General features: G+C 66.8%; 16 protein-coding genes. 10 read left to right on the top strand and 6 right to left on the bottom strand.

Translation table 11 applies throughout. The annotated features are described in order from the left end of the window. Positions 1–45 precede the first annotated feature (45 nt). The 4 genes from F4562_RS15855 (at position 46) to F4562_RS15870 (ending at position 4,411) form a co-directional block, all read left to right on the top strand. Complete coding sequence (locus F4562_RS15855) at positions 46–1,014, top strand: helix-turn-helix transcriptional regulator (protein ID WP_184537239.1); 969 nt, start codon at positions 46–48, stop codon at positions 1,012–1,014. A gap of 797 nt (positions 1,015–1,811) precedes the next feature. Beyond that, complete coding sequence (locus F4562_RS15860; protein WP_184537237.1) at positions 1,812–2,219, top strand: DUF4189 domain-containing protein; 408 nt, start codon at positions 1,812–1,814, stop codon at positions 2,217–2,219. An 821-nt stretch (positions 2,220–3,040) separates the two neighbouring features. Further along, positions 3,041–3,664: a DUF6461 domain-containing protein gene (locus tag F4562_RS15865; RefSeq protein ID WP_184537235.1), complete on the top strand. Its 624-nt coding sequence runs from the start codon at positions 3,041–3,043 to the stop codon at positions 3,662–3,664. Between the two features lie 390 nt (positions 3,665–4,054). Continuing rightward, the gene (locus F4562_RS15870) at positions 4,055–4,411 is read left to right on the top strand and encodes a helix-turn-helix domain-containing protein (protein WP_184537233.1); all 357 of its coding nucleotides are present in this window, start codon (positions 4,055–4,057) and stop codon (positions 4,409–4,411) included. A gap of 26 nt (positions 4,412–4,437) precedes the next feature. Here F4562_RS15870 and F4562_RS15875 read toward each other — a convergent pair whose 3' ends face one another. Both F4562_RS15875 and F4562_RS15880 read right to left on the bottom strand, forming a co-directional pair. Beyond that, complete coding sequence (locus F4562_RS15875) at positions 4,438–5,028, bottom strand: ClpP family protease (protein ID WP_184537231.1); 591 nt, start codon at positions 5,026–5,028, stop codon at positions 4,438–4,440. Further along, positions 5,025–5,651 carry a ClpP family protease gene (locus tag F4562_RS15880; protein ID WP_184537229.1) on the bottom strand — a complete coding sequence of 209 codons (627 nt, stop codon included), beginning with the start codon at positions 5,649–5,651 and terminating at the stop codon, positions 5,025–5,027. Before F4562_RS15880 ends, F4562_RS15875 begins: the two co-directional genes overlap by 4 nt. Positions 5,652–6,012: 361 nt before the next feature. Here F4562_RS15880 and F4562_RS15885 point away from each other — a divergent pair, with 361 nt between their 5' ends. The 3 genes from F4562_RS15885 to F4562_RS15895 all read left to right on the top strand — a co-directional run bounded on the left by F4562_RS15885 (position 6,013) and on the right by F4562_RS15895 (position 7,443). After that, positions 6,013–6,345, top strand: coding sequence for a hypothetical protein (locus F4562_RS15885; protein WP_184537227.1), 333 nt, complete (start codon positions 6,013–6,015; stop codon positions 6,343–6,345). A 17-nt stretch (positions 6,346–6,362) separates the two neighbouring features. Next, positions 6,363–6,662: a hypothetical protein gene (locus F4562_RS15890; RefSeq protein WP_184537225.1), complete on the top strand. Its 300-nt coding sequence runs from the start codon at positions 6,363–6,365 to the stop codon at positions 6,660–6,662. A gap of 316 nt (positions 6,663–6,978) precedes the next feature. Next, positions 6,979–7,443: an SRPBCC family protein gene (locus tag F4562_RS15895; RefSeq protein ID WP_184537223.1), complete on the top strand. Its 465-nt coding sequence runs from the start codon at positions 6,979–6,981 to the stop codon at positions 7,441–7,443. 444 nt (positions 7,444–7,887) lie between these two features. Here F4562_RS15895 and F4562_RS15900 read toward each other — a convergent pair whose 3' ends face one another. Continuing rightward, entirely contained in the window at positions 7,888–8,511 is a 624-nt protein-coding gene (locus tag F4562_RS15900) for a hypothetical protein (protein WP_184537222.1), read from the bottom strand. A 363-nt stretch (positions 8,512–8,874) separates the two neighbouring features. Between F4562_RS15900 and F4562_RS15905 the strand changes: the two genes are divergently transcribed. Continuing rightward, the gene (locus F4562_RS15905) at positions 8,875–9,744 is read left to right on the top strand and encodes a DUF72 domain-containing protein (RefSeq protein ID WP_184537220.1); all 870 of its coding nucleotides are present in this window, start codon (positions 8,875–8,877) and stop codon (positions 9,742–9,744) included. Between the two features lie 325 nt (positions 9,745–10,069). Here the strand turns inward: F4562_RS15905 and F4562_RS15910 are convergent, their stop codons facing one another. Further along, entirely contained in the window at positions 10,070–11,434 is a 1,365-nt protein-coding gene (locus tag F4562_RS15910; RefSeq protein WP_184537218.1) for a PAS domain-containing protein, read from the bottom strand. Between the two features lie 1,334 nt (positions 11,435–12,768). Next, complete coding sequence (locus F4562_RS15915) at positions 12,769–14,739, bottom strand: WD40 repeat domain-containing serine/threonine protein kinase (RefSeq protein WP_184537216.1); 1,971 nt, start codon at positions 14,737–14,739, stop codon at positions 12,769–12,771. A 532-nt stretch (positions 14,740–15,271) separates the two neighbouring features. Between F4562_RS15915 and F4562_RS15920 the strand changes: the two genes are divergently transcribed. Continuing rightward, positions 15,272–16,066 (top strand): inositol monophosphatase family protein, encoded by a 795-nt coding sequence (locus F4562_RS15920; RefSeq protein ID WP_184537214.1) that lies wholly within the window; start codon positions 15,272–15,274, stop codon positions 16,064–16,066. 181 nt (positions 16,067–16,247) lie between these two features. Then, positions 16,248–16,961: a GAF and ANTAR domain-containing protein gene (locus F4562_RS15925; protein WP_184537212.1), complete on the top strand. Its 714-nt coding sequence runs from the start codon at positions 16,248–16,250 to the stop codon at positions 16,959–16,961. A 167-nt stretch (positions 16,962–17,128) separates the two neighbouring features. Here F4562_RS15925 and F4562_RS36350 read toward each other — a convergent pair whose 3' ends face one another. Continuing rightward, positions 17,129–18,010, bottom strand: coding sequence for a GNAT family N-acetyltransferase (locus tag F4562_RS36350; RefSeq protein ID WP_184537210.1), 882 nt, complete (start codon positions 18,008–18,010; stop codon positions 17,129–17,131). Positions 18,011–18,155: the final 145 nt, after the last annotated feature.

The raw sequence follows: 18,155 nt of genomic DNA on the forward strand, positions 1-18,155 counted from the left end.
AGACCAGGACAGATCCGGTCCTGGTCATGAGGAACACTACAAGATGTGGTCAGCACTTCCGCCCGCCTGCTTCGACTGGTCTCGCTGCTGTCCGCACGGCCGACCTGGACCTGCCGCGAGCTGGCCGAGCGGATGGCGGTCACCGAACGCACGGTGCGGCGGGACGTCGCCCGGCTGCGGGAACTCGGCTACTGCATCGAGTCCGACCCCGGGCCCTGGGGCGGTTACCGCCTCGGCGGCGGTACCCGGGTGCCGCCGCTGATCCTCGACGACGAGGAGGCGCTCGCCGTGGCCGTCGCACTACGCGAGGCCGCGCTCAGCGGCGTCCTCGGCAGCGACCAGGCAGCAGTGTCGGCGCTGCTGAAACTGCGGCAGGTCCTACCGCCTCGGATCGCGGACCGGCTGGGTGAGATGGACGCCAGCTTCGTGCACACTCCCAGACCCGAGGGCCGTCAGATCTCCTCCGGCATGCTGCTGGAACTGGCCGCCGCCTGTCGCCGTGGTGAGCGCACCCGTCTGTCGTACCGCGACCATGCGGGCAAGGCCAGTGTCCGGGACGTCGACCCCTACCGCCTGGTACACACGGGCCTCCGCTGGTATTTCGTCGCCCGGGACGTGGCCCGGGACCAGTGGCGGACGTTCCGGGCCGACCGTGTGGTGCAGGTACAGCCGAGCGGACAGCCGGTCGAACTCGTCGACCCGCCCGACCCGGCCCTCCTCGTCTCCCAAGGCATCGCGAGCGTCGTGTACCCCCTCTATGGGAGAGTCCGGCTCCCGCACCCCATGGACCAGGCCCTGCGGCTGGTTCCACCGACGATCGGCACCCATCACCCGGACGGGCCCGATGCCACCATCGTCGAAATCGGCGCCAACGACGCCGACCAGCTCGCCCAGTACCTCCTCGGCCTGGGTACCCCACTACGAATACTCTCCCCGGACGATGCCCGGGAGGCTCTGCTGCGCCGCACCCGGGAACTGTTCGAGGACAACGGGGGCGGCCGGTCCCCCCAGTAGGCGTTGCGCCGACCTCTAGAACTTAAGCATCCCGGAGGGCCTTTGACCTGCTACGCGGCCGGGACGACTCGAACCCCTGACCTTCTGGTCCGTAGCCGGTTCGAGATCGTCCACCGACGTCCACCGCCGACAGGAACACCTGCTCAGAGACAGTCGCCTCATGATCATTTCCTGGGGATGCCCACCGGCGTCCAGGGACGTTGTCAGCAACGGCGTCAGCGAGATCTCGTTGACCCAGTACCGTTGCGGACCATGCACTCGTCCCCGGTCGGGGTCCGGCGTTTCTTCCTCTACGCCGGCTACTTCCAGTTCTACCTTCGAGATGAAGAAACGTAGTGGGACGGCGTCAGGAACGGGGACATCGACGCCCGCCTCCGGTCATGACGCGTCGGCATCCTCAAGATCATATCGGTTGCACGACTGCCGCCTGGTCGCCATGATGCTCCATGTGCCGAGCCCGTAAGCCAGAGGGAGTATCCACCTCGACAGCAGTTCCACGCCCAGCGGCAGTGCCGCTCGTAGGCGTCCATCACATCCCCGTTCCGGGCTGGAGGCGGAGCCGGCACTGCGCGGTGGCGGCCAGGCGGGCGAGCCGTACGGTCTCCTCTGCCAGGACTCGCCTTCCGTGCCTGGTCAGGTCGTAGTAGCGGAGTGGCGGCCGTCGGCATCTTGACGGGCCACGGCCGAGCTCTCCTTTGACCATTTATCGGTTTAAGTGGTCTGCAAGTGGCACACTGCAGACTCTCCTCATCAGCACGACGCCGCCGTCCGCTTGGACGACACGAAGGGGAAACACCATGCAGCTAGGCAAGAAGCTCACTGCCATCGCCGCTTGCGCCTTCATGGCGACCGGGGTGCTGGCCGCGGTGTCCCCCGCAGTAGCTACCGCCGCCACGACGGGGGAAAGTGCAGCACGTTACTATTACGGCGCCATCGCCGTGTCGCGGGACGGCGATATCGGCAGGTCTTGGGACTACAGAACAGAGGCGACCGCCAAGCGGCGGGCACTGAGGGAATGCGGCCACTCCAGCTGCAAGGTCCTCACCACCTTCGTCAACGGTTGTGGTGCTGTCGCCTACAACTCCAGGAAAAACGTCTATTGGGGTGGCCGGGGGAGTACACCCGCCAAAGCGAAAAGGAACGCTATCGCCAACGCCGGCGGCGGCCGCTGGATCGTCTACCAGTGCACCAAACGATACCGCTAGCTCGATGCGTGAACACCTGACGGGGTGAGTACGTCGACCGGAACGTGATCACGGTCGCCGAATACCTCGCCGAGTGGGTCGAGGGGCACACGGTCGAGATTAAGCCGCGTACACCCAACGGCTACCGGGTGATGATCTCCGTATTGTGCCCCGGATCGACAAGCCACGGTTTCAGGCCCTGCGGTCGGCGACCTCACCGAGTTCTATCGGGAGCCGCTGACCGACGGGAGACGGAACGGCGGTGCCTTCTCCTCCAACACGGTCAAGCACGTTCACGCGGTGCTCCGGAAGGCTCTCGGGGACACGGTCACCGTCGGGGAGAGCCTTCCGGACAATCCGGTGGCGCGGACGAAGCCGCCCCGCGTCGAGACGAACGAACTCGGCCTCGTGTGAACTCCGCCCACCTTCGGAAGTTCTTCGACGTGGTCAGCGAGCACCGGATTGTCGGCGTTCCTCCGGCTGGCGGCCTGTACGGGCGTCCGTCGCGGGGAACTGCTCTACCTGCGGTGGGCCGACGTCGACCTGGACGCGCCTCAGATCCGGATTACGGGGACGACCATCGCGATCGAGGGCAAGCGCGTGGAAGGCTGGATTGTCTGGACAAGCAGAAGGCTCCTGACGGCAGGATGCCTGTTCGGGGGCCTTTCTCATGCGAGCCGATGAGGGGAATCGAACCCCTGACCTTCTGTTTGCAAGTGAGGACACGACCGTCCAGAACCGTCCACCGCTGTCTCCCAGTCCTGGTCGGGCGGACTTCATGAGGTCTAAGAAGACCCAGAAAGGGGCGTCTTGCGGGACGCCCCTCTCTCGGAGAGGTGGCCATGCAGTCACGGACCTACCTGTACGACCTTCTGGTCTCGACGATCTTCACCGAAGGGCTCGATGCCGAGATGGACCTGTGGGCGCTGGGATTCAACGCCCTGTGGATCAAGGGCGCGGACCTCGACACCCTCGCCCCGGCCTTCCACCTTGACCTCGCCACCCGCACCTCCTGCTACCTGAGCGAGATCCTCGACCACCACCTCGACGACGGCTCCCGCTGGGTGGCCGAGGTCAACGACTGGATCGCCATCGTGCCAGCGCTCTTCGACGATGACGCGTCCCTGCTGTCCATCACCCAGGGCGGTCGTCAGGCCCTCAGCTTCAGCATGGACATCCACGGCAGGGAGTACTTCAAGTACGCCCGCGACGGGCGCATGATCGTCTCCTTCGCGTCCAAGCCTGATCGGAGGTCCGGCGACGATCCACACGCCCTCGACCACCTGATGGAGGGGCTGCGCTTCCAGATCACCGATGACGATGTCGACCCCGTGGAGGCAGATGAGAGCGTCAGCTCCGCCTTGGCGCTGATCGGACGGATCACCGAAACCGACATCGCCACTGACTGGTTCCAGGCGCGGCACTCGCGCCTCAGCGACCCCACCTGGCATCCACCCATGCCTTGAATGCAGGGCTGACTGGGAAAGGATCATCTTCATTCTGGGAAGCGATCAACGATTTCCTGACTCGTTCGCAGGTCAGGACCACTCGTGAACCCCCTCAACTGCGAAGAAGCCCAGGTCAGACGTGATCGTCTTTCCTGGGCCTGCTTGCGTTGGGAGGAATTTGAGAGCCGTACAGCACGGAAATACAGCAACGGCTACGAATCCAGCCGGTCACCGAGCTTCTTGAACACCTTCGCGTCTCCTCGGACGAGACCGCGCTGTAGAGGTTCATCGTGACCGGGATCTGGCCGTGCCGGAGGATGCGCATCGCCGTGCGCGGGTGGACGGGGGACGATTCCGCTCTGCGCGGATCCGGCCGAACTCGAACGCGCCATCTACCTAAGGTGAGGCATGGCCTCTTCTGTCCCGCCGCTACGTCCAGCGATCGATCGGACCGACTCCAAGCCGTCTCCGGCTCGCGAGCCGCTGTGGCGGCACGCGCTCGGTGAGTGTCTCAGAGGCCTTCGTCACGAGCGGGGCGAGAAGTTGAGCGAGACGGCACGTCGCGCCGGAGTCTCGCCGCAGTATCTCTCCGAGATGGAACGAGGCCTCAAAGAGCCGTCGAGCGAAATGATCGCTGCGGTCGCCGGTGCGCTGGATGTGACCCTGGTCGATCTGACACTTGCCGTCGCCGAGAGCTTGCGGTCTGCTCAGAGCAGCACGTCGAGAGGTGCTACCTGCTCGGCGGCGTATGCCCTGGCCGCGTAACGCGGCTGGTCGGGATTGTTCACTGCCTATGAACGCTCCTCGATGATCTGATCGAGGAGTCCGTACTCCAAGGCCGCGGTCGCGGTGAACACGCGATCGTGATCGGTGTCGGCGCGTAGGGTCTCGATCGTCTGGCCGGTGTGCCGTGACAGTATGCGCTCGATGTCTGCTCGGACACGGACGACCTCGTCGGCTTGCAAGATGAGATCGGGGATCGTTCCACGCCCCTGAGCAGCTGGTTGGTGCAGGATCACTCGTGCGTGCGGGAGAGCGGCACGTTTTCCTTCGGCACCCGCGGCGAGAAGGACGGCACCCACCGCGACGGCCTGTCCGACGCAGGTCGTCGAAACCCGCGGGCGGATATAGCGCATGGTGTCATATATCGCGAGCATCGCGCTCGGATCCCCACCTTCGCAGTTGATGTAGAACTGTATTCCGGCGTCGGGGTTGTCCGACTCCAGAAAAATCAGCTGCGCGATGAGCGCGTTCGCGACGCCCGCGTCGATTGCGGTGCCCAGATAGATGATTCGCTCGGTGAGCAGGTGCGAGTAGACATCCATGATCCGCTCGCCGCGAGAGTTCTGAGTGATGACGTTCGGAATCGTATATGTGGTCACTGACCGACTCCTTCGGTGACGCCGAATCCGAGCCGTGGGCGATTGTGCGGCGCGATTTCGTCGAAATTTTGCACGATTGCATCTATGAAGCCGTAGTCCAGTGCCTCTTGTGCCGTGTACCAACGATCGTGCAGAGAATCCTCGAATATGCGCTCGACGGGCTGCCCCGTGTCCTCGGAGATAAGACCGAGCACCGTGTCGCGAGTATGCCTAAGGTCGCCGGCCTGCAGTTCGATGTCGACCGCAGTGCCACCGATTCCCGCCGAGCCCTGGTGCATCAGGACACGTGCGTGCGGCAGGGCCCGGCGCTTCCCTCGGGCCCCCGATGACAGCAGGAATTGCCCGGCGCTGTAAGCGATGCCCAGCACGAGGGTCGATACGTCACAGGGAACGAGTCGAATGATGTCGCGGATCGCAAGCATCGAGGGAACCGACCCGCCCGGCGAGTGAATCCACAATGCGATGTCCGTCGACGCGTCCTGCGTGGCGAGTGCTATCAGCTGTGTGGCCAGCAGTGTCCCGTTGTCATCATTGAGAGGGCCGTCGAGAACGAGAACACGCTGGTCGTAGAGCTCGCGCCTTATCCGCGCGTTGAACAGTGGAAGATTCGATTCTCCGCTCATGCGTCCATCATGTGAGGCGATCCGGGCCGGCATCGACACGATCCGCTTGGGGCAGATCTGCTCTGAGCAGAGGGAACCCGGTTTCCGGCCCGATTCGTAGCATTGCGGTCGGGAATCGAGTGGGGCGAGCGCGCGGCGGGAGTCTCGGTCTTGATCCCGTCGTGATCAAAGGCGCGCAGCCCGTTCGATCCAGTCGACAGGCCTCGGTTCATACCGGCATGCGTTTTCTTGAAGGAAACTCTCTTGGATTCAAGGCGTTGTCGCAACACTGCCTGTCAGCAGGCATAGGTGCTCGCTGAAGGCCTCGGCCGGAATCGACGCCTTCATCGGCACCGTCGGCGACGCGCTCGACAACGCCCTGATGGAATCGCAGATCGGCCCGTACAACGACGTGGTCATGCATAACGAGATCACCGAGGATGCCGGTTGCCAAGCCTCACCGTGTACTTTGACTACCGGACCGGCCGCATCTGACCTGGGGATCGACTCTGATCGTCGTGTCATCAGCCAGGGCGATGAGGGGGCGACCACGGTCACTCGCGGCCGACCCAACGCCCAGGTCAGCCGCCCTACGAGGCGTGATCCATGCACTTTCCACGCTGATATGCCCTTTGCTCCTACCGCGTCACCCATGCTCAACTGGTGGTTGATCTTGACGCCGCGCCATGGTGATGTCAGCATCCAGACACTATGACCGCCGGTACTTCAGGCATGGACAAGCGCGACTACAGAACCTTCGCTTCCATCCTCCTTCTATTGAGCATGATCCTCATGGCCATGCCGGTTCGTCGCATCGTGATCGAGGTGAGCGAGCACGGGCTACGGCAACTGCTCGTTCCCGCGCTGATCCTGGTCGGACTTCCTGCGCTCGGGGCGTTCATCGGAGCCTTCCTGAAATTTCAGGGACCGGGCAGCAGATTCTTTGGAATCGCATTGGGAGTCTTCATCGGCAGCGTGGGCCTGATGGCGCTTCTCGCCTACTGGTTCTACTACTCGGTCACACATATCTGAATCAGCCCATCCGAGGATCTGGGGCACGCGCCGCGATGTCCGTATCCCTCACGATCGATGAGGGCAGCATCCTGCTCTACGGGGAGAAGAGCATCAGCCCTCGATCCTGCTTCATCTCGGCCCGGGCCGCAGTTCACCGCAGTCCCATACCGTTCCAGGCGGACCGACCGTGTCCGTCGGTCCAGGTCGAACCGATCGGGACGGGCAGGATCAGCGTTGCTGATGCGGTTTATGTTTTCCCGTCCGATACCTATTCGAGTACGGCAGAAAGCACCCCTTGATGTTCCGTCGGAGCACCCTTCCCTAGGATTGAGGAATGCCGAGATCCGAGACCGTCACGCATGTCATGGCGCCGCCGGAACGAGTCTTCGACATCTCATTGGACGTAGATGTTCACGCCGCGTCAATGGCGGGTTCTTCCGAGGAGCCAGTCGGCGGTGTGACCGCTGGCGCCTTGAAGATGGGCGATACCGTTACATGGCGGGCGCGGCACTTCGGCATCCGCTGGCGGATGACGTCTATGATCAGCGCTTACGATCGACCTGAATATTTCGTTGACGAGCAGGTGTCAGGCCCGTTCAAGTACTGGCGCCACGCTCACTACTTTGAATCGGACGGCCGTGGCGGTACGACAGTGGGTGACATCATTGAACTTGCCGCACCTCTTGGCCCCCTCGGGAGGATCGCTGAAATGTTTTCCCTCCGCCGCTGCATGTCTGATTTGATTCGGGCCCGGAATGATTACATCAAACAGGTGGCCGAAAACCGTTCTCGCGGCTGAGTGAGGGGCTCTTCGTTGTTGCACCTGAAGCTTTTCGGCGGACATGCCGGGTTCGATCTCTTCAGATCCGCCGGTCGGTTCACTGCACCTTGGATGGCAGGTCCGTCAGTTCGTGGATGGCCTGCGCAGGGAGCGGCTGGTCGAAGACCCGGCCCATGTCGACATCGTCATTCCAGGATTCCTCGATGCCCACTCGGACGGGGGCTCCGAGACGGCCACTCCCTCCGTCCGGGTGTGCGGCCCGGGGGCCGGGAGCCGGAACGGTGGCAGCACCGGGCTGCCACGCCGACCGCCGCATCCGCCGTACCGAGTGACCTCGCTGACTCCAGCGCCACGCCGCCGCTCACGAGCTGCTGTGCCGGCCGGGCACGGTGGGGCCCCGACCAGGCTCACCTCGCCCAGCGCCTCCCCGGTGCCACTGAGCCTCCTGCCGAAACGAGCGGTTTACCTGCACACCCCGGGCAGCTCACACACCTTCTTCGCCATCTTCTTCGCCTGGCCGACGATCCTCTTCTCCGCTCCTCGACCGTTGCCCATGTCGGTGTAGAGGAACAAGGCGGCGCCCCGGCGGACGATGACCCCCAGCCGGCCGGGCTCACGGTCATGCTTCCCCTTCTTGTAGAAGTAGCCCGCGACGGACAGCGCCTCGTCTCCGACTCGCAACGGCTTACCGACGTAGCCGAGCGTGGATCTGGTGTTGTGCTTCGCCGCCGCCTGCTTCAGGCACCTGGTCAGGTCCGCCCGGAACTTACGGAAGGCGGCCTGGGCGGACTTGGCGTTCCCGTACAGCACCAACTGTTCGCTGCTGTTGGAGGGAGCGCTGGTCGAGTACGTGATGGTGCGCATCGCGACCCGGCCGTCGCGGGTTTTCTCCTTCTTGTGACAGGGGTTGAGTTCGAGTTGCCGGGACAGACTGTTGCTGATCTTCCACCACTCCTCCCCCTCCACGATCGGCCCTGCGGTCGCTGCGGGCTCGGTCACCAGGAACCCCTTGGGAATCTCGGTGGCGCCCGCGTGGGCCACACCGGTTCCGCTCAGCACCGAGCCGATCACCAATGCTGTTGCCATCGCCTCTTTGATCATGGTTGTTAAGGTACGGGATCTTCTCGACAGGATTGCCATGTTTCCGTACGACGGACTGGCCGAGGGAGGGGGCATCCGCGCGTTTGACCGGGGGCGTTCTCCACGATCGTTTCTTGCGCCTTCACGGCCTCTTCGGGCCTCCCCGCGGCCTCCATGGGCCTTCCAGGTCTCCCTGGGCCGGTCCAGACCGATGGAACAGAGCGGCAGGAGCGGGCCGCCCGCCCGCACCTCTTGACCCGTGCGGAGACCGCCCACTCCTGCGCGGACCTGCTCGCCGTGAGGGGTGCGGGCGCCGCCCCGTGAGGCACGCGGTCACCTCCACAGCCGACCTTGGATAGCGTCGATGTCATGCGGCTTCATGTGGGATGCGCGATGTGGACGCACACGCCATGGCAGGGGCGTTTCCTGCCGCATCCGCTCCCTCCGGGGGAGCGCCTGCGGTCATACGCGACCTGGTGCGACGCGGTGGAGGGCAACACGACGTTCTACGCGACACCGACGAGGAACACGGTGGAGTCGTGGGCGGGGCAGACCACCCCCGACTTCCGCTTCGTGGTCAAGCTGCCGAAGTCGATCACTCATGAGCGTCGCCTCACCGATGTCGATGAGGAGCTCCGGTCGTTCCTGGAGGCGATCGAACCACTCGGACCACGAGCCCACGCGCTCTGGATCCAACTGCCGGGATCGTTCGCGCCGACCGACCTCGGCACCCTGGCGGGTTTCCTGCGCCGGCTCCCCCGCTCACACAGATACGCCGTCGAAGTCCGCCACCGCGCGTTCTTCGATGACGCGCGTTCCGAGCGGCTCCTCGAAAGCGTTCTCGCGAGGGTCGACGCCGAGTGGGTCCCTTTCGACACCACCACTTTCTTCCAAAGTCCTCCCACCAGCGACGCCGAACGAGAAGCGTGGATGAAGAAGCCGCGTGTGCCGCGGCGGTCGTCCGCTCTCACCGATCGCCCGATCATTCGCTACCTCGGCCGCGACGACACGGCGCGCACGATCGAGGGCTGGCGGCACTGGATCGTCACGGTCACCGAATGGTTGCGTGAGGGCCGCTCGCCGACCGTTTTCATCCATACTCCCGACAACGCCGACGCGTTGATGCTCGCCCGTCGCTTTCACGAGGAGGTACGAAGCGGTCTGCCCGAGCTTGAGCCGCTGCCCGAGCCCGCGCCGATCGAGCCGGCCGAGTCGGCCGAGCCGCTGACCCTGTTCTGAGGGTGAGGACGGTGAAGACGGTTCCGACGTGTGATCACGCGGAGCATCCTGGCCGTCCGGGGAGCGCCGCTGATCGTTTCGGGATCGATCACGGTCGCGGGAGGGAGATCTGATGGCTGAACGCCTCCGCCAGGGCGGCGGCTCGTCGCCGACCTGGAAGTCGAGCAGCAGGTGGCCGTCCGGTGCCAGATCCCTCGTGCCGCGCCGCCCGACTCACCGGCTCGGGGCTCGCGGGAACTCCCGGGCCCTGGCCGGTGGTTGGCGAGGTCAGGTGCGTGGTGCCCTGGCCGGTGGCTCGTGAAGCCCGGTCCGTGGGCCCGGAGGCTCAGAACGTGTAGCGTGACTCGGCGGCCTCGGCCCGAATCCTGGTGACCTGCTCCTCCAGAGCCCTGACGTCGAACGGGACGGCGAAGCTCTCGAACTCCTTGCCCAGCGCGCGCAGCATCTCCATGCCGTCCCAGCTCGCGGCGAACTCCTCGTCGATCGGCTGTACCAGGTTGCCGAGCGTGCCCCCGGCCCGGTGCCGCAGTACGAGGATCCGCCACTGTCCGAGGAACCGGCTGAACCCCGCCAGCCGCTCGCCCGCCTCGGCGACTCCGGCGATGATCTCGTGCAGCGCCTGGTTCACCTGCTGTGCCCTGGCCGACATCTCCAGCACGTTCTCGTGCACGGCGTCGCAGAGCAGGGGCACCTCGTTGAGCGAGGTCGGCGGTGCGACACCGTCCACGACCTCGGCGGCGAACGCGGCGACCATGTTGTTGTGCAGGTTCCCCAGCGCGATCCGGAACCGCAGGTCCGTGACGTCCGCGCGCAACGTGGCGAGTCTGGGCACCAGCTGTTCCAGCGCGGTCACCGCGGCGTCGGTCGGCGTGGCCATCACCCGGGCGACGTTGCGCAGCACCGGCGTGGTGTCGGCGACCATCTCGGAGGCGGCCTGTGCGGCGGCGACCGTGTGGTTGAGGCGGCGGGCGACGGCGAGCACCTGTGCGGACGACCGCACCAGCCGGTCGCTGAACACCCGGTACCCCTCCAACCGCTCCACCAGGTCGGCGAGCTGCGTTTCCAGTGCTCCGGCGCCGGCCAGCACCCCGGCGATCGGCCCCCGCGCCGAGGGGCGGGCGTAGGTCGCGGAGGCGAGCCGCCCACGCGCCGCGATCTCCGCGGTCAGCGCCTCGGTGAGGAAGTCGTCGTGCGAGCCGAACCCGAGCTCGTCCAGCAGCTCCTCAAGTCGTTGCATACCGGCCAGCGCCACCTGCCCGCGGTTCGCGCCGCGCCTGGCCGCGTCGAGCTCGGCGTCGGTCACGTACCGGTACGTCTGCTTGACCGCGTCGAACAGGTCGGCCCGCGGAGCCATCCGGACCGACAGGAAACCCTCCGCCAGGGGCGTCATGGTGGCGAAGACCCAGTAACGGCTGCCGTCCTTGGCCAGGTTCTGCACATAGGCCCCGGCCGGACGCCCGGTGAGCAGGCGGTCCCACATGAGCCGGAAGACGCCGGCCGGCATGTCGGGGTGGCGCACGATGTTGTGCGGAGCGCCGGTGAGCTCGTCGAGAGAGAACCGGGAGGTCCGGACGAAGACCGAGTTGCCGCTACGGATCAACCCGCGCCGGTCGGTGGTGGAGAAGAAGAGCTCATCGGCGCCGATGACCTGCTCCACTCCGCCGGGCACGGTCAACTCGCTGAGACTCACTGCTTACCTCCCGAATCTGCCGAGAAGGTACCCGGCGAGCGTTATGCGCCTCGATACTACTGGCTGTAGTCGAGAGTGGATCATCGTTCGATCGCGAACGGCAGGAAGCAGGAGTGATGCGCTACAAGATCATTTTTCTGCTACTCTCTGTCATATTCCCTGTGTAATCGATATGAGGGGCTTCGGGGGGTCGCTCATGAATCAGGGCCGATCCATGGGTGCCGATCGGTGATTTCTGGGGGTGATGTGATGGATTACACAGCACATACCCCCGCGTTAGATGATCGCGATCGCTCCGGTCAGGGGCGCGGCTCGCCTCGGGCGGATGGTGGCGCTGTCGCTCCCTGGACTCCGTCGGGCTCTCGCTCCGTCCGCCCTGGACGGGGCACGGGCGAGGTGGCGTCCCGTCCGTACCGGGCGGGCTGTGGCCGAGGCGTCGTCGCGTCTGCCCTGGATGGGTGCGGCCGGGGTGCCTCGCCCGCCCGAACGGCCCGCGGCCGGGGCGTCGCCTCAGCTTCATCGAACGGTCGGGGGTGGGAGTGTCTGCGGCCACCTCCTCAAAAAGCCACCAAAGCGGACGTCCAGCATTAAAGATAACAAATAAGGCTTAAGGTAATTTTTATCACTTAAATGGATAAATCCCCAATAGCAATTGAGGTGGTCGTTCAGCCTTTGGGTGGGCGTGGCAAACCCGACAGGGCGGTGCTCTATGGCGGTAATGCGCCGTAATCCGGGGTGCTCCCGTAGTCTTGTCCTTGGAAGAGGAGATTGGGCTACGCATACCGTAGGTGATGGATGGCCAGGAAATATCTGCTTCGGTCCAGCCCGAAATGGGGGCGGTACCGCTGGGCGATGCTCTTCCTGGGGGTCGTGCTGACGCTCGCGGTGGGCTTCCACCTGGCCGGCCGTGGTGACCCCGGGCGGGAGGGCCATCCAGTCGTCGTCCCGGTCAAAAGGGGTGGTGCGTCGGACACGCACATGGTCGAGAAAGTCAATCCCCCGATTTAACTCTTTTTGGTGATAGGGAAAGCCCTTTGCGGCCAATGGTGGAGGGTTTTCCTGAAACTCTACCGGCCGACCTTCCCGGCGTGACGCAGAAGCCGGGCAATCAACGATCTACTGTGATCCTCCCTGTTTTCCGGCGGCATATCGAGACTCCTGAAATCGCCCGGAACGGAGCACGGCCATCCGGCCCCAGGCCGGGCGGCGCGACACGACCAGGCCGGCAGGTCGCCTTGACATCAACGATGTCCAGTAACACTCGCACCCCATTTCGATGATCTTCAAACCGCGTCCTCTCGTTCCACCCGTGCGGGGTCCGGGTGTGCCCGTGCTCAACCGACCCACCACAGCCGCACCGTGTCGTCCGCACCGCCACTGGCCAGGCGACGTCCGTCAGGACTGAACGCCACCGCGTGGACGGAGCCGGTGTGGTCGGTGAGGGTGACGGCGGTCGTCCTGCCGGGCACGTCCCACAGCCGCACTGTCCCGTCGTCGCCGCCGCTGGCGAGGGTGAGGCCGTCCGGGCTGAACGCCACCGACCAGACGGAGCCGGTGTGACCGGTGAGCGTGGCGATAGCGATGCGACGGGTCATGTCCCACAGGCGGATCGTTCCGTCGTCGCCGCCGCTGGCGAGGGTGAGGCCGTCCGGGCTGAACGCCACCGACCAGACGGAGCCGGTGTGACCGGTGAGCGTGGCGATAGCGATGCGACGGGTCATGTCCCACAGGCGGATCGTTCCGTCGTCGCCGCCGCTGGCGAGGGTGAGGCCGTCCGGGCTGAACGCCAGTGACAGCAGGGCGTCGCCTTCGTTGCCGCGGTCGGCCATGACCGCGGCGGTCGTCCTCTTGGCCACATCCCACAGCCGTATCGCCTGCTCTCCTTCCACGCTGTAGCTGGGCGCCGTTTCATCCCTGGCCTTGAAACTGAGGCTGGCCAGGGTGCGTCCGTCCGGGCTGAACACCACCGAGCGTGAGGATATGAGGGGGTCGACGAGGGCGGCGGCGTCCCGCCAGTACTTCCTCTCCCACAGTCGCACGGCCTTGTCCGCACCGGCGCTGGCCAGGAGATCGCCGTGCGGGCTGAACGCCAGTGCGTAGATCTCAGCGTTGAGGTGGGTGAGGATCTCGATGGTCGATCCGTCGGCCACGTCCCACAACCGTATGGTCTTGTCCGCCCCGGCGCTGGCCAGGATTCGTCCGCTCGAGCCGAATGCCACCGCGAACACGAGCGAGGTGTGACCGGCGAAGGTGACGGAGTCGGGCATGAACGTGATCGCGGTCGGCACGCCGACCGCGGCCAGGACGCCGAGCCCGCCCAGGAGCAGCGTACGACGGGGCAGCGACCGCAGCGAGCCCGGGAACGGCGAGCCGGCGGCGGGGGCAGGATCCTCCCAGCCGGTGACGCTGTCAGCGGTGACGCGGTCGACGGCGACGCGGTCGACGGTGGCGCGGTCGACGATGGCGCGGTCGACGATGGCGTGCAGTGCCCGTGCGACCTCGTCGGCGGTGAGACGCCGGTCGGGATCCTCCTGTAGTAGCCCGGTCAGCACCGGTGCCAGCGGGCCGGCGTGCACTGGAGGTTCAAGGGCCTGGCCGTGCACTGGAGGTTCAAGGGCCTGGCCGGGCGTGGTCGCCGGCATCGGGGGATCGGCCGCCGGATACGGCGGGCGTCCTTCGACCGCGGCGTACAGGATCGCCCCCAGCGACCACAGGTCGGCCGCCGCGGTGATCGGCCTACCGTGAACCCGTTCGGGAGCCGCGTACGACCGGATGCCGTCCACCGTCTCGGAGGAAGCGGTGGTGACCTCCCCGACCAGGCCGGCGAGTCCGAAATCGGTGATCACCACTCGGGTGTCGGCCAGCAGCACGTTGGCCGGTCTGAGATCGCCGTGCGTGATCCCGGCCTCGTGTGCCCGCTTCAGGGCCGCCGCCGTCTCCAGGCCGATCCGCGCGGTCCGGTTCACGTCCAGTCGCCCTTCCCGCTCGATCACCTGAGCCAGGGAGGGGCCGTCAACGAACTCCGTCACGACGGCGGGAGCTCCGTCGACGGTGATCACCGTGAAGGCGGCGGCGATCCCGGGATGGTTCAGCCAGGCCGCCGCCCGGATCTCCCGGGTCGTGCGGTCCGTCAACTCCTCCCGCTGCGCGGCGTCCAGGTGGGACGGGAGGTCGAGTCGCCTGACCGCGATGTCACGTTCCATCAGCTCGTCACGGCCCCGCCACACCCGGCCCGGGCCACCGGTGCCGATCAACTCGATGAGCCGGTAACGCCCGTCCACCAACCCTTCGCCTGGCTCTGTCATACCGCGAAACAGTACTGTGGAGATCACAAAAATGGCCGACCAGTCCTACTTTTCGCTGGTTTCAGTAGTGGACCCGGATCTGCCGCGTCGGACCGTTGGCTTCACGCGGTGGACCGGCCGACCCGCGCCGAGGCGGAGAGGCTGGCCCGCGACACCACTCCCGAGCAGCGCATGGCGATCCTACGGCTGAAGGATCCCTGGCACCGCAGCCCCCACTACCCTGACGAGATGGGCGGCACCGACGTGTACACGGCCGTGCCGGAGCACGGGGGTCCGCTCGACGGAGGAGTTCTCCACGTACTTGCGCCGTCACGGTCTTCCCGCCGACCCGCCCGCGGCCTCGTGACGGCCCTCCCGCCCGCTGCGGTTCGTGATGCCCCTGTGCCTCCCGGCCACGGCCCGTCCGAGGCTCTTGTGACGGCCTCTCCACCCCGCCATGGTCCGCTCAGGGCCTTGTGACCCCACCATGGCCCGTCCGCAGCCTTGCGACGGTCCTTTCCCCGCCCGTCCCGGTATGAGATCGGAGCCACCCATGACCCTCGACCACCGCGCACTGCTGACGATCGCCGAGCGGGCCGTCACCCTCGCCGCCGAGATCGTCAGAACCAGGCTGCCCGGCGCCGTCACCGGTAAGGGCGACCGCGACATGGCCACGGAGGTGGACTACACGGTCGAACACGCGCTGCGTGACCTCCTCGGCAGGGAGACGCCGGAGATCGGGTTCCTGGGAGAGGAGGAGGGGGCGGCGCCCGGGACCGGCGATGGACCGATGTGGGTGCTCGACCCGGTCGACGGGACCGTCAACTTCCTGCACGGGATGCCGCTCTGCGGCGTCTCCCTCGGCCTGGTCGAGGGGGACAGAGCCGTTCTCGGGGTGATAGACCTGCCGTTCCTCGGCTCCCGTTACACCGCGGCCGACGGGCACGGCGCCAGGGCGGACGGCCGGGAGATCCGGGCGAGCCAGGCCGGTGACCTGTCCGCCGCGGTGGTCGCCGTCGGCGACTACGCCGTGGGTGACGACGCGCAGGCGAAGAACCTCCCACGGCTGGCGCTGACCTGTGAGCTCGCCGCCCGCGTCCAGCGGGTACGCATGTTCGGCTCGGCGGCGATCGATCTCGCGTGGACGGCGCAGGGCAGGGTCGACGCCTGTGTCATGTTCGGCAACAAGCCGTGGGACACCGCCGCCGGGGTCGTCATCGCCCGCGAGGCCGGAGCGTCGGTCGTCGACCTGGACGGCAGTCCGCACACGATGAGGTCCGGGGCCACCGTCGCGGCCGGTCCGAGGATCCTTGCGGACCTGCTCGGCCTGGTGGCCGACCGTGCCTGAGCCCGCCGCCCGGCGGCTCCGGGCAACGCCGGGTGGCGGGCGGCTCCGAGCCGTGTCCGGCTCCGGAGAGTGCGGAACCGGTCCCGGAGGAAAGCTGGGAAGTGCGGCGACCGGCGGTGAGGATCAGGCTATGGTTCCCCCGTAGGGCAATCTGCACCACCGGGACAGGACGGTGTCGTCGGTGTACGGAGAGCGTGTGGAGCGGGTCCGCACCGCGATCAACGAGCGGGCCCTGGTCGAAGACCTGCCCGTCTCGCTGCGTCATGTCTGTCTGGCCTGCGCCGACCGCCTGAACGTGGGCGGCGGCGGTGTGCTGCTGGCCAGCACTCTCGGCCTGGGCGAACCGGTGTACGCCACCGACCCCTGCAGCGACCGCCTCGTGGAACTGCAGATCACCGTGGGCGAGGGACCCGCCGTCGAGGCGTTCCGCGAAGACCGCCCGGTGCTCGTCCCCGATCTGTCGGCGGCCGGTGCCCGGCACCGTTGGCCGTTGTTCGTCCCGCAGGCGCAGAGCCTGGGCAGGCGGGCCGTGTTCGCGTTCCCCCTGCTGCTGGGGACGACCGCGGTCGGCGTGCTGGAGGTCAGCCGCGCCGAGCCCGGCTGGTTGTTCCCGGAGGAGCTGGCCGACGCGTTCCTGTTCGCCGACGCCGCCCTGATGGTCACGCTGGAGCATGACCTGATCGGGGCCGGTGGCGCCCCCGCCGGAGACGGGGAAGGGCTCGCCGGGCGCTGGTCCGAGGTGCGCCGGGCCGTCGGCATGCTCTCCGCGCAGCTGGAGGTCGGTCTCGCCGAGGCGTTCGCCCGTCTCCGTGCCCATGCCTACGCCAACGACCTCCGCCTGGCGGACGTCGCACATGACGTCATCACCCACCGGCTTCGCTTCGAGATCATCTGAGTCGGGCGCCGGAGAGCACGTCCGACGTGGCCCGACGCGCGTAACCGGGCCGGTTCGAGCCGGGCAGCGCCACCCGGCCCGTGCCTGGAGTCCGGTATGACTCGGTCCGTGCCTTCAAGCCGGTGTGACCGAGACCGGCGGACGGATCGGCGGTCCGGCGGGCCGGATCAACGGGGGCGTGTGTAGTCGGTCGTCCGGTCGCCGACGCGGAAGCCGAGCGTCCCGTACAGCCGCATCGGTACCGGGTATCCCGCGTCTCCCCGCGGGGAGACGACCGCGGTGCCGGCCCCCGCCTCCCTGAGCCGGTGCAGCGCGTCCAGGCATGCCGCCCGGGCCAGGCCCATCCGGCGGAAATCCGGGTGCGTGCCCACGGGTTCCAGCTCCCCGACGCCGTTGACCTCGTCCAGCCAGACCAGGCAGTACGCGGCCAACCGGCCGTCCGGAGCCTCGACCACGCGGTCCAGCTCCGGCCGGTACGGCCAGGCCGCCATGACGTTCCGGTAGCTCTCCTCGACGACCGAGGAGGGGGCGAACGCCGACCGGTGCACGGCCACCCGGGCGGGCACGTCCTCCTCGCCGCGCACATGCCGCAGGACGAAACCTGGCGGCACCGTCGCCTCCGGGAGACCGTCGAGATCGCGTGACATATGCACGAGGAAGGGGGAGTCCACGGTCCGCCGCCGGTACCCGTGCCGGACCAGCGCCTCGCCGAGCCGTTCCTCACCTTCCAGGATCGTCACGGTCAGCTCGTCACCGGTCGCCACCTCCCGGAACCAGCCGAGGACCTCGTCCGCGAGCTCGGGATGTCCGGGGTGGACGAGGAGGTCGAGCGTGCCGGGGGAAGTGACCCACCCCCACGCGAGCGTCTCGCCATCACGCTCCCACAGCGCCGTCGGCCACTGCGGTTCCCGGCCTACGTGCTGGAACCTGCTCCAGGCCAGGCCCCCTATGTGGTGGCGGGCGGAGGGGGTCCAGGTCGCCCGCGCAAGCTCCTGCATCCTGCGCAGGTCGGCCGGACCGTCGTACGGACGCATGCCGATGCCGTTCACCGCGCGTCTCTCCGCATACGGGAATCATGCCGTGCGGGGCCGGAGCGCCGCACCGGCTTTTTCGCCCCGGCCCGTCGGCCGATCTCCGCCCTCTGAGGCGCATTGATTCACGTGAAACCTTTTTGCCGCAGGAGCACAGCGACGC

Source organism: Streptosporangium becharense (genome assembly GCF_014204985.1).
Classification (GTDB): domain Bacteria; phylum Actinomycetota; class Actinomycetes; order Streptosporangiales; family Streptosporangiaceae; genus Streptosporangium; species Streptosporangium becharense.